The organism is Marivirga atlantica (genome assembly GCF_016734805.1).
GTDB classification, from domain to species: Bacteria; Bacteroidota; Bacteroidia; order Cytophagales; family Cyclobacteriaceae; genus Marivirga; species Marivirga atlantica.
On record NZ_JAERQG010000003.1, the window covers coordinates 532,521 to 547,872 of the forward strand.

At 34.2% G+C, this 15,352-nt stretch carries 9 protein-coding genes; 5 read left to right on the forward strand and 4 right to left on the reverse strand.

Annotated elements, in window-relative coordinates; translation table 11 throughout:
• Nucleotides 1–3: 3 nt before the first annotated feature.
• The 3 genes from JKP34_RS14060 to JKP34_RS14070 form a co-directional block, all read right to left on the reverse strand.
• A complete protein-coding gene (locus tag JKP34_RS14060; RefSeq protein ID WP_201922757.1) occupies nucleotides 4–3,135 on the reverse strand; it encodes a SusC/RagA family TonB-linked outer membrane protein in 3,132 nt (1,043 codons plus the stop codon).
• Nucleotides 3,136–3,306: 171 nt separating this feature from the next.
• Nucleotides 3,307–3,930, reverse strand: a complete 624-nt coding sequence (locus JKP34_RS14065; protein ID WP_201922760.1) for a response regulator transcription factor — start codon at nucleotides 3,928–3,930, stop codon at nucleotides 3,307–3,309.
• A 7-nt stretch (nucleotides 3,931–3,937) separates the two neighbouring features.
• A complete protein-coding gene (locus JKP34_RS14070; RefSeq protein ID WP_201922763.1) occupies nucleotides 3,938–6,757 on the reverse strand; it encodes a sensor histidine kinase in 2,820 nt (939 codons plus the stop codon).
• Nucleotides 6,758–7,197: 440 nt separating this feature from the next.
• Between JKP34_RS14070 and JKP34_RS14075 the strand changes: the two genes are divergently transcribed.
• Entirely contained in the window at nucleotides 7,198–7,794 is a 597-nt protein-coding gene (locus tag JKP34_RS14075) for an LURP-one-related/scramblase family protein (RefSeq protein ID WP_201922766.1), read from the forward strand.
• Between the two features lie 2 nt (nucleotides 7,795–7,796).
• Here JKP34_RS14075 and JKP34_RS14080 read toward each other — a convergent pair whose 3' ends face one another.
• Nucleotides 7,797–8,369 carry a hypothetical protein gene (locus JKP34_RS14080; protein WP_201922769.1) on the reverse strand — a complete coding sequence of 191 codons (573 nt, stop codon included), beginning with the start codon at nucleotides 8,367–8,369 and terminating at the stop codon, nucleotides 7,797–7,799.
• Nucleotides 8,370–8,504: 135 nt separating this feature from the next.
• On the opposite strand from JKP34_RS14080, the gene JKP34_RS14085 reads away from it, so the two are divergent.
• From JKP34_RS14085 to JKP34_RS14100, 4 genes are read left to right on the forward strand one after another with little or no spacing between them, the layout of a single operon-like run.
• On the forward strand, nucleotides 8,505–9,224 hold the full coding sequence (locus tag JKP34_RS14085; protein ID WP_201922772.1) for a hypothetical protein: 720 nt from the start codon (nucleotides 8,505–8,507) through the stop codon (nucleotides 9,222–9,224).
• Nucleotides 9,221–11,986 (forward strand): TonB-dependent receptor, encoded by a 2,766-nt coding sequence (locus JKP34_RS14090; RefSeq protein WP_201922775.1) that lies wholly within the window; start codon nucleotides 9,221–9,223, stop codon nucleotides 11,984–11,986. Before JKP34_RS14085 ends, JKP34_RS14090 begins: the two co-directional genes overlap by 4 nt.
• 2 nt (nucleotides 11,987–11,988) lie before the next feature.
• The gene (locus JKP34_RS14095; protein ID WP_201922778.1) at nucleotides 11,989–13,164 is read left to right on the forward strand and encodes a DUF4249 domain-containing protein; all 1,176 of its coding nucleotides are present in this window, start codon (nucleotides 11,989–11,991) and stop codon (nucleotides 13,162–13,164) included.
• Complete coding sequence (locus JKP34_RS14100; RefSeq protein ID WP_201922781.1) at nucleotides 13,164–15,350, forward strand: hypothetical protein; 2,187 nt, start codon at nucleotides 13,164–13,166, stop codon at nucleotides 15,348–15,350. Before JKP34_RS14095 ends, JKP34_RS14100 begins: the two co-directional genes overlap by 1 nt.
• Nucleotides 15,351–15,352: the final 2 nt, after the last annotated feature.

The following is a 15,352-nucleotide window of genomic DNA, read 5'->3' on the forward strand; positions in this document are numbered from 1 at the left end:
ATGTTAGAATGTGAACTTTAAGTTGAATCCCCAACTTTTAGTGCTTGGAATAGTGGCATACTCATACCCCTGATTGTCCGCAGCACCAAACATGCTTACTTCCGGATCTATATAAGGATTAGGTGTGCTTAACCATAGGTTTCTACCAACAGCCGAAACGTATACACTGCCAAATGGTGTTTTATCCAGAATAGACTTAGGTAAACCGTAACCTAGGGAAACCTCTCTCAGTTTAATAAATGATGCATCTACTAAACCTAGCTCCGTATCTCCGAAAAGACTGAAGCTACTCCAGAAACTCTCATTATCTACTACGAGGCTATTTTTAGTATATGTTGTATCGCCTTCTGTACTAATACTTTCGGCAACACCATTAAACACTATACCTGACTCACGACCTAATTCGGTTTCTTTCGCAAAGCCATTAACACGATAATGTGATACAGATGATGAATATAAATTACCACCCTTTCTCATCTCAAACAGAATAGACAGATCTATACCCTTATAAGAGAAGTTGTTTCTTAATCCACCATTCCAATCAGGAATTACCTTCGCTACAGGTCCTTGCTCATTAGTTAATACTGGTAAGCCTGTGCTTTGACTAACAATCACCTCTCCGGCATCATTTCTTCTCCATGATCTTCCATAAATTACCGGATAAGGCTGACCTAAATATGCAACTGATGAAACACTGGTGAAACCTGCCCTACCAACATTAAGCTGCTCCAGATCACCAAATAGTTCTTCCACTTTATTATCAACCTTTGTCCAGTTAGCTTGAATATCCCATCTGAATCCACTCTTTGTCCTGATTGGTGTACCTGTTAAGAGTAGTTCGATGCCCTTATTGGTCATTAAACCGGCATTTCTTGTAACAGTAGTATAACCAGACGAAGGCGCAATATTAACATTGAATATTTGATTCGAAGATTGTGAATCAAAGTAAGTCGCATCTAATGTTAAACGATCATTCCAAAAACCTATCTCAGCTCCGATTTCCCAAGAAGTAGTGATTTCAGGAATAAGATCAGGAGTTCCTATTCTGTTACCTGCTGAAAAACCAGTCACACCATTAAATGGGAAGTTGATACCATTAAATAATCCGTCAAAAGTTCCTCCCTGGCCATATACTGAACTGAGTACGTAAGGGTTAGCATCATTACCTACCTGCCCCCAGTTACCTCTTAACTTAAGGTAGGTCATATAATCATTCTCTAAAGATGGAATGGCTTCGGTTAAAATAACTGAACCCGATACCGATGGATAGAAGAATGTATTAGCATCTGCTGGTAAAGTTGATGACCAATCGTTACGTGCAGTAAAGTCAATGTAAGCCCAGTTTCTAAATCCCAAGTTTAAGTTACCATAAACTCCAAATAACCTGCGCTCATTCAAATTATTGGTAGCTGTTGGCTGACCATCAATGTTAGAGTAGTTGTACAAATCAGGCACTACTATAGCAGGTGCTGAAGAAAAAACATTCTGAACTCTTCTTCTATTATCATTTATACCTAGTACACCTGAAATTGAGAAGTCGGAACCTATTTCTTTATCAACATTTAAGAATAGATCGCTATTTAGCTGATTGTAAACAAATTGATCTTCATAGAAAGCACCATCAACATTGGCTACTGTGTTAATAGCAGTTCTACCCTTTCTGGCATCTACATATACATCTGTACCAACCCTAGCTATTAGTTCTATGCCTTCTGCAAATTTATAGCCTAATAAAACTTTACCATTTACCCTATCTCTTCTTTGCGAAGTCCTGTTTTTATTTACTACCCAATATGGGTTATTCCAAAAACCAGAGCCATACTCTAACTGTGTACCATCTGGCGCTTCATAATCCTTCCAGGGGCTTATATCTAAATCTACACCCGTATAAAGGGCCTGCCACATAAATGAAGTCTGAGTTTGACCAGCTGGTGGAATATTACCTGATTGAGTTAAGGTATAAGTAGCTGATATTTCCGATCTGAAATTATTAGCCAGTTGAGTACCAGCCTTTAGTGTAGCTGTAGTTCTGGTAACATCTGTGCTAGGCACAATGCCTTCAGATGTAGCATTAGAAAAAGACATTCTATAATGCGTATCTTCTTTTCCTCCACTAACAGATATACTGTTATTAAAAGTAGTACCAGTCTGTAAAAACTGCTTTAAGAACTGATCCTTAGCAGTTAAAGCTACAGAATCTGGTTGTCCTTCCCACTCATCATTAGGGTTGTAAACAGTTTGACCTTCAAATTTTGGACCCCAGCCTGAAAAACCTGTTGGGTTATACACCCCACCACTTCCTGTGGCATATGTTCGTTGAAATTCTGGGTAGCGCAGTACATTATCAAAAGTAACGCTTGAATTAACTGTAATAGAAGTTTTTCCCTTTGCTCCCTTTCCTGATTTAGTCGTGATTAAGATAACTCCATTAGCCGCTCTGGAACCATAAAGTGCTGCAGCTGAAGGCCCCTTTAATACTGTCATAGAAGCAATATCATCAGGATTAATATCAGCACCAGAATTTGAAAATGATGCTCCGGATCTTAAATCTGTCGATTGACGTTGGGTGTTATCGATTGGCACGCCATCAATCACGAATAAAGGTTGGTTACCATTTGTTAAAGAAGTTGGTCCTCGAACAACTATCCTGGTGGCACCACCTACAGCTCCTGTAGAATTATTGATTTGAACACCGGATACTTTACCTTGCAAACTGCTGAGTAAATTGGTATTTGCTGCTTTGGTAATCTCATCTGAATCTAAATTTTGAGTAGCATAACCAAGAGATTTTGCCTGTCGCTCAACACCTAAACCAGTCACTAATACTTCCTGAAGTTGCTCTACACTCAACTCCATTTGAACATCAACTACTGATCGGCTTCCTATAGCTTCTTCCTTTTTCTTCATCCCGATGAAGGAAAAAACAAGCACCCCTCCTTCTTCTGGAACAGTCAGCTTATAATTACCTTCAATATCGGTTGAAGCTCCGGTTCCCGTTCCTTTTAATAAGACATTGACCCCGGGAATGGGCTCTCCGTCATCTGCTCCGGTAACTTTTCCGGAAACAGTCCTGCTTTGCGCCCACAGCATTTGCGCGAGCAGCAAACAGCCTAATAATGCGTAAATCTTTTTCATACATTAGTGTTTAGTGTTAAAAATTGATTAGCAGCATGCGACATAAATCCTCTTTGAAAAGATTTAGTCGTAGCCTTAAATCAAATTTGGCTAAACACAAGGCCGTATCATTCACGCAAAATAGAGTGAATAATTAGGTTGATTTTACCGCATAATGGGTGAGTAATGAAATTAAATCAGGTGATCTTTACGTGCTCTATCAATAGCTTCCGACTTTGAATTTACATTGAGCTTCACGTAAATATTCTTGATATGAGAGCGAGCTGTTTCTTTAGAGATAAAAAGTTCTTCGGATATTTGCGTATAGCTTTTACCTTCAGCAATAAGCTTAAGTACTTCTGTTTCTCTGGATGAGAGCGGTGAATTAGGGTTCACATGAAAATTCTGAATTACCATCCTGGCAATTTGAGAACTCATAGGCGCCCCTCCTTTAGTGATTTCTTCTAAAGCGCTGATAATTTCCAGGTAATTCGCATTCTTGATAATATAGCCACTAGCCCCAGCTTTCAATCCCTTAAATACAAGTTCGGAATCCTCGTATACGGTAACTATAACACATTCTGTTTTTGGACTTTTCTCTTTTATCTGGCTAATAGCTTCTATACCGTTGATACCGGGTAGTTCAAGGTCAACCATAGCAATATCAGGCTTGCTTTTGGTAATCTCTTTTATGGCACTTTCTCCATCAGGATAGGTTTTGCTAACGAAAAAAGAGCTTGAGCCATTAATAATGAGCTCAAAGCTATCTCTAAGGTCTTCCTGATCTTCAATTATGATTACTTTCTTCTTAAACATAATCTTGCTATTTAATGGTAATTAGGATAGTGCTTCCTTCACCTACCTTGCTTGTAATATCTAATATAAAACCAGAACGAGAAGCTCTTTGGGCCATATTTTTCAAACCATTTTTCTTAAGCACCTCATCCTGATTAAAACCAACTCCATCTTCTTTAATACTAAAACAAGCTTTTGCTCCTTTACATTCATTTAATTCTACCGTTATATTTTTAGCTTCAGCGTGCTTATAAATGTTGGTGAAAGCTTCCTTCATAATCAGGCTTAAATCTCTGCTTGCCTTAGGGTTAAAAGTAAGATGACTAAAGTTTGCATCTTTGTAACATCTTAAGTTAATAGCTGAATGATCAAATAACCGCTCTGCAAAATCTTTGATATAAAAGAACAACTCTTCAAGGTTATTATTCTCCTTCTTTAATGACCAAATCAGGTCTTTGGTGGATACGAACAATTCATTAGCAGATTTCTCAATCTTCTTAACGGCAGCTTCTTGCGTTTCTGATAAGGCCTGCATCTGAGCAACGCCTGAAAAGTTGATGATTTTGGCTAAATGGTTTCCCAGCTCATCATGGAAATCAATAGCCATGTCCTTTCTCAAAGCATCCTGAGCTTCTTCTTTGATGCGTTGCTCTTCAGCCTGTTTTTTCACCTTGAGTTTACCAGTGTACCAAATACCAAAGAATATAATGGTTAAGGCAATACCCACAAAAATGGCCTGATACAATTTATTTAGATAAAAGGGAACTGTAATAACAAAGTCAATAGTGGCAGCCGAAGCCTCGTCATTCTCATGCCATACTTTGAAGGTATAATTGCCAGATGGTAACTGCTTATAAACAGCATATTTATTTTCATTAGCATCATTTGTATGGTTATCATAGCCTATTAACTGATACCTTAAAGCCGCATGCTTATTGTTATATTCAGCTACATTAAAGTTAATTCTTAAACTGTTATGCTGATATGGAATTTCAATTGACTCTTTATCTAAATTAATTACGGTTGTATCATTAAAAGTGAGCGGTTCAACGCCTTCTATTTGGATTGGATAATACTTTTGGTCATGATACTTGTCAACTATATTTCTTGGAACCACCACAGTACCAGCTATTGTGTTAACCCAGACTTCATCATCCAATGCAATCATAGAATTGTAAAATGTCTCAGCTCCCGCAATTTTATTAAATTTTCTTAACTGACTGATTTCATCTGTTTCATTAAGGTCAATAACATCTATACCTAATGAACTCCCTACCCAAAGCTGGTCATCAATTAGTTTTAATACATAAGTGTAATTTGATGACAGTCCATTTCTATCATGGTATTCGTGTAAAATTGTATTGGTTAATACATTATATAAAATTACTCCTCCGGGCGCATAACCTAAAGCAAGTACTGAGTCATTAACATGCACGATGCTGGTTATAGGCGTACTATTTAGTAACGCTAATGCTTTCGGTTGGTAAACTGATCCGTTTTCAATTATATTGAAGCCTGCCTCTGTTCCTACAAATAATTTATCGCCAATAGCAACAACACTATAAATTGAATTTGAACTTAGTTCACCAGTAAAAGGCACCTTTACCATATGGTTAGCGTCCCATTTAAACAAGCCATCTCTTGATGAACCAATGTATATATTACCATCAGAGGTTTGTATGGATAGAATTGGCTTTTCATAAAGTTCATAGTAAGTAAAGCCTTTATTTATTTTATGTATCTTCATTAAGCCGCCATTGGAGGCTGCCATAATACTATCATCACCTAGCTCTACAAAACTCCGGCAGTTATTGTAGCTTGGGTATTTCGATTTTATCTTTTGCTTTAATTCTCCACCTTCGAAAATATGAATTCCGTCATTTACAGAAGCTCCCCAAACCTCCTCACCAACTTGATGAAAATCAAAATAGCCTGAATTATAATTATCGTTATCAGCCTGAAGTAAATGAATGTCTTCTTCCTGGATTTGAAAAAGGCCTTTCATGGTGCCTAGCCACATAAAATCACCTGAGATATAAAATGACATTATTGGATAACTCAAATGTTTTTTAACCAAATTCAATGTATTGCCCTCTGCTTTACATTGAAAAAGTCCTGACTCGCCCATTAACCAATAGTACCCTTTAAAGAAAGCTGCCTGATAGATATTAACTTTTAAATCATGAGTGAGGTAGCCCTTTTTGTTTAGTTGTTTGTCATATTTTATGAGCGAATCATATTTCAACACTAAATAACTATTACCTGACTCACTCAATTGATAAGGTTTAAATTTCTGCTCTGAATTATAAATTGAAATGGTATCTATTGCTGAGTTGACATAATTTAGTTTTAGGGTTTGAGAAGAAGTAAAAAGTGTAACGGTATCTCCCTCTACTGAGGCCTTCGGAGAAAATTTTTGATCTGAAGCATATAAACTGCTTGTAATTATTGAGAAATCTGATTTACTAATGATGCTAAACCGTCCTTTACTAGAAAGCAGTAAAATGGCATCATCTAGCTCATATATTCGCCTAACCATATCATCACTTCCTTCAGTATATTTGTTGTATGGAAGCTCTGTAATTTTCCCGTTTTTATAATGGACTAGCCTGTTGTAGCTAAGTAACAAATGCTCTTTCGGACCAAGTGGAATGAGGTCGATAATAAGGTCATATTTTAACTTATCAGCTAAAGGGTGGAGCGCTTGTCCATCCCACTTATAGGCACCTCCTCCTTGGGTACCAATCCAGATAAAGCCGGCTTCATCCTGTTTAATTACAGGTACCTGACTATTGGACATACCATAAGAATAATCGATATGTTTAAAATCGAATTCCTGTGCTGGCAATTGGTTACATATGGTTAGGCATAGCCCTGTTAAAACAAGACTTAAAATCTTTGAATAATTATTTTGCAAAAGTTTTATTCTATTTAAAGCACAATATTCACTATAATTTAGGAATTCTATCTCACGCAATATGGGGGAAAAGATGGAATTATAATAAGTAAAACGAATAGGGCTTGTGCTATTCAGACGGTAAACGCCAATGATTAACGGTAAAAAATTGCAGAAGTCACCAGAAAAAAGCCTTCAAAAATTCCCCAAAAAGAGGTGATAAAAAGGACTAAATGAACGTCTACCTTTGAAATAGGTTAAAAATTAAGCGCCCCGCATAAAGTAGAATCTTCTTCAAAATCTTCTTCCTTCGGGGCCTTTTTTATTTTAGTTACCATAGTTATAAAGTTTACACTATTATTGTAGCGAAGAAAAACTTAGATTCGCCAGCTATGGAGCAAATTCAATTCCCTCTCAATTTCGAATTCAAAATAACCACGTTTTCCAATGACTTTACTGTAGCCGATGCCAAAGGACAAACTTTTGCTTATGTAAAGCAAAAGATGTTTAAATTCATTGAGGATGTGCAGGTTTATTCATCAGAATCGAAACAACAACTGATTTATAATATAAATGCCGATAGGTGGCTAGACTTCAACGCTGCCTACAGTTTTACCAATACAGCAGGCCATGAATTAGGTAAGTTGGTTCGTAAAGGCTGGCGTTCTATGTGGAAGGCGCGTTATCATATCATCGATGAAAATCAGCAAAACCTGTATGACATCAACGAAGAGAGTGTTTGGGTAAGGGTAATGGATAATTTTCTGGGTGAAATTCCAATCTTAAATTTCTTCACAGGTTATCTTTTCAATCCTACATATCTGGTAACTGATAATCAGGGAAATTTGGTACTCAAGCTCATCAAAAAACCTTCCTTTTTTGGCCGTAAATTCGAGTTGGTGAAAACAGCTGAATTTGATAAAGAAAATACCGATAAGGTAATACTTGGGTTGATGATGATGATACTACTTGAAAGAAGAAGAGGTTGATTTCAGGAAGCCTGAAATTCTTTTAAAATTTCCTGCATTTGTTTATAGTCTTCTAGCAATTCACTGTTCAGCATTTTAGGATTGATCTCACTTAATAATTGTTGTAGCTTTTCAATGCCTGCCTCTTTATGTGGTAACTGATTGTCGTCTATGCAATTAATTAGATCAATGCAGCAATCATACTTTAGTGTATTGCTTGTTGGAACAAGCTCTACCCCTGTGCTTAAAGATTGCATACTGGTGAGCTGACCAAAAGTATCTCTTAAGTAAGTAGATAAATCAAGGATTAAACTCTCTAATGAAGCTGCGCCAAAATTTGGTAACTGCTCCATAATTATTTCTGTGGCTTTACTTTGAGCAAAACTGGTATCTACTTTAGGTGGTTTATCGAAATAGCCAACAAGTAAGCCTCTCACTAAGTGAATATGGTTTAAGCTAACAGCTTCTTGCTTCTCAAATTTCTCCATTTCCTCACCATCAATAAAATATGGCAAACTGAAATCGCTCTTTGCATCCAGATGCTTTCCAATTTCTGATGATTTCTCAAAATGCTTCCAAATGATTTTATACTCCATTCATCATATTTTAGGTCAACTAAATATAATAAAGCTAGGCTTAACTATCAGATTTTGTTTATTTATGAATTATTATTGTATCCATTTCGGATTTCGTCATTACATCATATAGCTTACACTTATTATTTTAACCTAATGAATAAAATTATTCTTGTATTTTCAATTTTGCTAATCTCAAATTTTGGAAAAGCCCAATATTCAATAGATAGTTTTAGTCTTAAAGATACTTCTTCCGCTTGGTTAGATCGGAGGATTGACTTGTCAAATACCGAAATCTATACTGCGTCTGAACCAAAGGTTGAAAATTATTCATGGAATTCCACTCCCTTCTTAAAGATTGAAGACGGACGTGAAGGCACTTTGATGTATAGAGGAGAGAAATTTAAAGGTGTTAGAATGCTATATGATCTATACGGACAACAATTATTAGCTGAATTATTAATTAATAATGAATATTATAAAATAGTACTTTTAAATCAAAAGCAAATCGAATGGTTCAAAGTAGGTTCGTATCATTTTAAAAGATATAGTGAAGATACAGAAAATCGACCTCCAGGTTTTTATGCTGTTGTTTTTGAGGGTCTTCATATCGATATCATTATAAAAAAAGAAAAACGCAAAAGAATCGAAAGAGGAGATTTTGTTTTTATTGAGGACGATAAAGTCCTTATAAAATTAGGTGATCAATATAACCAAATAAATAATCGAAGATCATTATACAACCTAATGAAACCCTACAAGGATAAAATTAGAACCTATTTAAAAAACAGAAACATTAAGAGATTTGATAAAGCAAGTTTAGAAGAGCTTTATAATTTAGGTTCTTTTTGTGATCAACTTATTATAAACAAATGAAGAAAGCCTTACTTCTTATAGCAACATATTTAATCCTTACCAACGCGTTCTGCCAGCAAAAGAAATATGTCAGTTTTAAAGAATCTAGTTTAACACTTACTGAGTTCTTGGAAAAAGTTACAAGTGAATATGATGTAAGGATTTACTATAAGAATAGTTGGACCGATACGGTTAAAACAAAAGTTGATTTTACTAACCTTTCAATCGAAGAAGCTCTCGATTCTGTTCTAAATAAATATAACATCTACAAATTTCGATATAATGATGATTTTATTTTAACCAAGGATGTAATAATCATAGAACAACCGAAAATTCTACAGAGCATTTATGAACCTCAATCTAATGTAAATGGTGCCAAAGGAATGGTTTTTCAGAAAGATTTGGAAAAGATTCAATCTGAAAATAGAGACCTTAACTTAATAGAAGTAGGAAATAGAGCAAAATATAAAGAAGGTGGAAAATCCACTCTTGTTGGTTACATTAAGGAAAGAGTATCTAAAAATCCTATACCAGAAGTATTAATTTATACTGAAGACAAGAAGACTTTCTCAAAGACGGATGAAAATGGTTTTTATGCATTAAATATTTCAAACGGCAAGAACCTTTTGACCTATCAATATTTGGGAAAGCTAACAAAGCAAAAATTTATACTTATGCTTTCTGACGGGCAACTAGATGTAGAGTTAGATGATGATATTATTACATTAAAAGAAGTAACCGTAAAGGCAGATCAAAGAGATAATATTGAAAACACAATAATGGGTATCGAGAAAATTGATGTTCAGGACACTAAAAATATGCCGGTTGTATTAGGTGAAAAAGATATCATTAAAGTAGCAACAAGCACAGCTGGTATTCAAACTGTTGGTGAAGGAGCAGCAGGTATTCACGTAAGAGGAGGGAAATCTGATCAGAATTTAATGCTTCTAGATGGTGCTACAATTTACAATAGCAACCACTTTTTTGGCTTTTTCTCGGCTTTCAATTCAGATGCGTTAGATGGTATGAAAGTTTATAAGAGTAGTATGCCAGCACAATACGGAGGCAGATTATCTTCCGTCTTCGATATTGAAACCAAGAAAGCGAGTAAGGAGAAAGCTAGCTTTATAGCAGCCTTTTCTCCTATCACAGCTAAAGCAACTGCAGAAATACCTATTATTAAAGAAAAAGCAGGTATTATGTTAGGAGGTCGAATCACTTACTCAAACTGGATACTCCAGAGAATCAACAATGCATCTTTTAAAGAAAATGAAGCTTCTTTCTCAGATCTAACAGGACGATTTGATTATGACCTAAATGAAAAAAATTCCATTAAACTTTCAGCATATATTAGTAATGATAAATTTAGACTTAATTCAGACACAATCTTTTCTTTTTCTGATTTCAGTTATTCGAATATGCTCAGTTCATTAGAATGGAGGCATATACACAATAAGAATTTCGAATCAAAGATTAGTTTCTCATCGTCTAATTATGGATATAAACTTTTGAGTAATTCGGTGCCGGAGAATTCATTCAAGCAAGATTTTGATATTTCGGAACTTACAGGAAAATACCTTTTAGATTTTTTCATTAATGAAAAGCATACTCTTAAGGCAGGTATTGAATCAAAGTTCTATAAAGTAAACCCAGGAAGTTTACAACCAACTAATTCAGTTTCTGAAATAACAACAAAAAATATTCAACGAGAAAAAGGAATTGAAACAGGTATATTTTTATCAGATAAATACGATTTAAATAAAAAGATTAATTTAGATATAGGACTAAGGTTCAATAATTTTGTGAGTCTCGGAGCTAAGGATGTATTTGTCTATGAAGAAAATGCTCCAAGAGTAAGGGCTTCAGTTATTGATACGCTTGACTTTTCAGAAAATGAAATTATTAAAAATTTTAATGGCTTGGATTATCGTTTTGCAGCACGATATAGCCTCAATAAGAAATCATCCATCAAGGCATCATATAATAAAGTTAGACAATATCTTCATAGCCTTTCAAACGCTGCATCCGTTTCACCTACGGACATCTGGGTTATTTCAAATTATCATATTGATCCGCAAACTTCTGATCAGTTATCATTAGGATACTTTCAGAATTTTCTAGATAATAGTCTCGAAACAAGCGTAGAATTCTACTACAAACAATTAAATAATTTAGTTGATTTTAAGGTTGGCGCTGATTTTCTTTTAAACAATCAGATAGAAGCAGATGTCTTACAAGGAGAAGGCCGGTCATATGGAATGGAACTCTCACTCAAGAAAAAAGGTAAATTAAATGGGTGGATCAATTACACTTTTGCGCGCTCCTTGTTACGGTTAAATGGCGATTTTCCTGATGAAATCATAAACCAGGGAGATTATTTCCCAACTAATTATGATAAGCCACATACTCTTAATGTTGTAGCTAATTACAAATTAACAAAAAGAGTAAGCTTTTCTTTAAATAGTAATTTCACCTCTGGAAGACCAGTCACCTACCCCGTAGGAACATATAATTTTAAAGGATCAGAGGTAGTACATTATAGTGACAGAAACTCCTTTAGAATACCTGATTACTTTAGAGTTGATATTGGTATTAATTTAGAGGAAGGACATAGAGTTAATAAATCTTATCATTCCTATTGGTCCTTTTCAGTATATAATCTATTAGGTAGAGATAATCCTTTTTCAGTATTTTTTGATGTGAGAGATGGTGAGGTTTACGGCTATCAGTTAATAGTGTTTGGCAACCCTATTCCTATTGTTACATTTAATTTAAGATTCTAAGGATGAGAAAGATTATAATAATATACCTGTTTGTCTGTTCAATTTCTTGTATTGAACCTTTTGACTATAAAGTAAATGACTATGACCAGAACTTAGTTGTTGAAGCGATATTAACGAATGAAGACAAACATCATCAAGTTAAACTTACATACACTTCCCCTATCAATGATCAGGAAGAAATTTTTGCTACTGGGGCTAAAGTTAACATAACTTCAAGTAACAATGAGACTATTTCTTTTGAAGAAATTGAACCAGGTATTTACCAAACTATCAATAAAGTGAGAGGGCAGATCGGTATTGAATATAAATTAAATATTAATACAAAAGAAGATCGTGTTTATGAATCGTCTCTTGAAAAATTACCAGAAAGCGCTCCTATTACAAGTTTATATGCTAGGTTTGAGAATGTGCCTTCAGCCGAATTAAACAGAAATGAAGGAGGAATACAGTTTTTTATTGATACAGAATTGAATAATGGCCCTGGTTACTTTAGATATGAATGGGAGGAAACTTACCTTATTGTTGTACCCTATCCTTCTGAGCTATCTTTTAACTTAGCAGATTGTACATTCGTTGAAAGAGAAGAAATAATTAGTCGCTGTTACCAAAATAGATATTCAGAAGGTTTATTAATTGCAAATTCAAATTCAAATGAATTAAATAACATAAGAGCTTTCCCTTTACATTTTATTGGAAACGAATCTGAATCTGATGCTCCTTATAGACTAAGACATAGATATTCCTTGCTAGCCAAACAATACAACATTAACAGTAGCACCTATGAATATTATAGAAAATTAAAAGCAGCAAATGAATCAGGAGGCTCTCTTTTTGATGAGCAACAAGGAGCAATTACTGGAAACATAAATTCAGTTACTGATGACGGAGAAGCTGTTTTAGGAAATTTCGAAGTTTCAAGTGTTACATCAAAAAGAAACTTCTTTAATCCAGAAGATTTTAATGCACCTTTTGAAAGACCAGACAACCTCTTCGACTGTCCCTTTGGGCAAGAAATATTTCCTCCAGGAGATAGTTTGCTTTATTATATAACAACTGGTTTCTATGATGTTTATAAAAGGACTGAAGGCTTTGGAGCAACACTTTATATAGGCACTAAAAACTGCGTAAGATGTGATCACTTCGCAAACCCTGACAAACCTGATTATTGGATAGATTAATGGATAAAAAAGCAACTTTAATAATATTCTTTTTCCTATTTGTACAATTAACTTTTGCACAGAATAGTGATATTAGGGAACGTGTTTATATACAGACCAATGACAACACTTTTATCTCTGGTGAAACGCTAAGCTTTTCAATATTTGTTATTAGTCATAAAACACAACTGTTAAGTAGTCAAAGTAACATAATATATATCGAATTAATCGGTAATAACGGAAGCGTATTTAAACAAAAGCTTCTATTAAAAAATGGAAGAGCATCAGGCTCCTTCTTTATCAACTCATTAATTCAAACAGGGCACTACAAATTAATAGCCTCTACTAGATGGATGAGAAATTTTAATGACTTTTTCGAGTTGCCAATAGAAGTTATAAATCCCTTTGAGGATTATAAATTAAAAATCTCCGAAAAAAACTTAAGCTTTAAACTTTTACCAGAGTCTAAAGAAGTCGTGGCTAATATCCCAAATAATATATGCTTTAAAATAAGTAACACCGAATATCCTGCGGAAACATATGAAGCAAAAATAATTGGAGATAACTCTGAAGAAATAATAAATTTTAACTTCAATGATTTTGGTTTTGCTTGTCAGCAATTTATTCCAGAAAAAGATCAAAAGGCTATAATAACAGACAGAAACGGTAATATCTCTATATTCCCTTTAAAATATACAATAGAAGAAGGTACAAAATTAGTCATCGAAGAAGATGATATCGAGATTAAGGTAACGGTCAAATCGTCCGATTCTAATAATTTATTTTTTAATCTTAATATCATCAATGATGAATTACTAAGACAAGAAAGTCTTAGAAGTAATCAACCTGTTACATTCAAAAAATCTGACTTTAAGCCCGGGCTTATTAAATTAATTTTAAGGATGGACGAAGTACTAGTTGACAAACGTCAACTATATATCTCAGATGATGAATATTCAAGTCCTATTTTGGTGAAAGAAAATTACTTAAGTAATGATAGCGTTACAATTTATCTACCAATACCAAAAGGAAATTATAGTATATCGGTAAGAAAGGTCTATGACAATTTTCAATGGCATTCTTTAACAGCAACCGATAGCAAATTATGGTTTATGCTCGACACTTTAAAGTTTGAAACAATATTTCTAAAAAACACAACTTTACTGGCAAAGTTAAATGCCTTTAAAACTCTGGATAATAATGTTAAAGAAGTAAATTATTTACCTGAATCAAGAAATGAGCTTATTCAAGGAAGAGCTTATTATAAAAATGGAAAAGAATATTCGAATAAACCTCTTATTTTATCCTTCCCGGGTAAAAATTCATTTCAAAATAATATAATTAACACAGATGACAAAGGTAATTTTCTTTTTCATTTTAAGCCGGACAGTTATGATCGGACGGCATATATAAGTAGTATTAATATAGCCCCAAATATTAGCTTTGAATATGAATCTAAGTATATTAGTATCGATTCGATAAAAACCATATTTCCAGAAGTTAATTTAGATTCGTCTCAAATTTTAGACGTCAAAGAAAGGAGCATAAGGAATCAAATACTTAATGCTTATAATATCACCAACTCAATTAATAAGTTGAACACCAGTTGGCAACCTCAAATAGACAATTACAGACTTTCCTATGATTTTGATAATTATAAACGCTTCGATAATCTTGAGCAACACATAATTGAATATATAAACCTAATTTCAGTTAAAAACAATAAAGTATTCATTGGAGAGTTAAATGTACCCATTGACAGTACTAACCAGTTGATTCTGCTAGATGGCCTTCCTGTTGACCCAGAAAAAATTCTAGAAATAAATCCATATCTAGTACAAAGCATACACATAGAAAACTCTCCAATTTATTTGGGAAAGGGTGTATTTTCTGGAGTTATGCTTTTGAAATCAAAAAATGAAATCTTAGCAGATTACAACACTGAAGACTATGCTAAACTTGTAATTAAAGGATTATCAAATTTATTGGAGGTAGATGATAACTGGTATATTCCAAATAGTGATAATAATCAACCTGATTTACGCGAACAACTTTATTGGCAACCAGAACTTAGACACAGTAATGATAATTCTGCTAAAATAACTTTTAAGACTTCTGATGTAAAAGGAAAGTTTTTATTAAAAATTGATGGTTTTAGCGATGATGGAAGAGCTGTAAGTAAGAATGTAATTCTAACAGTACAATGATC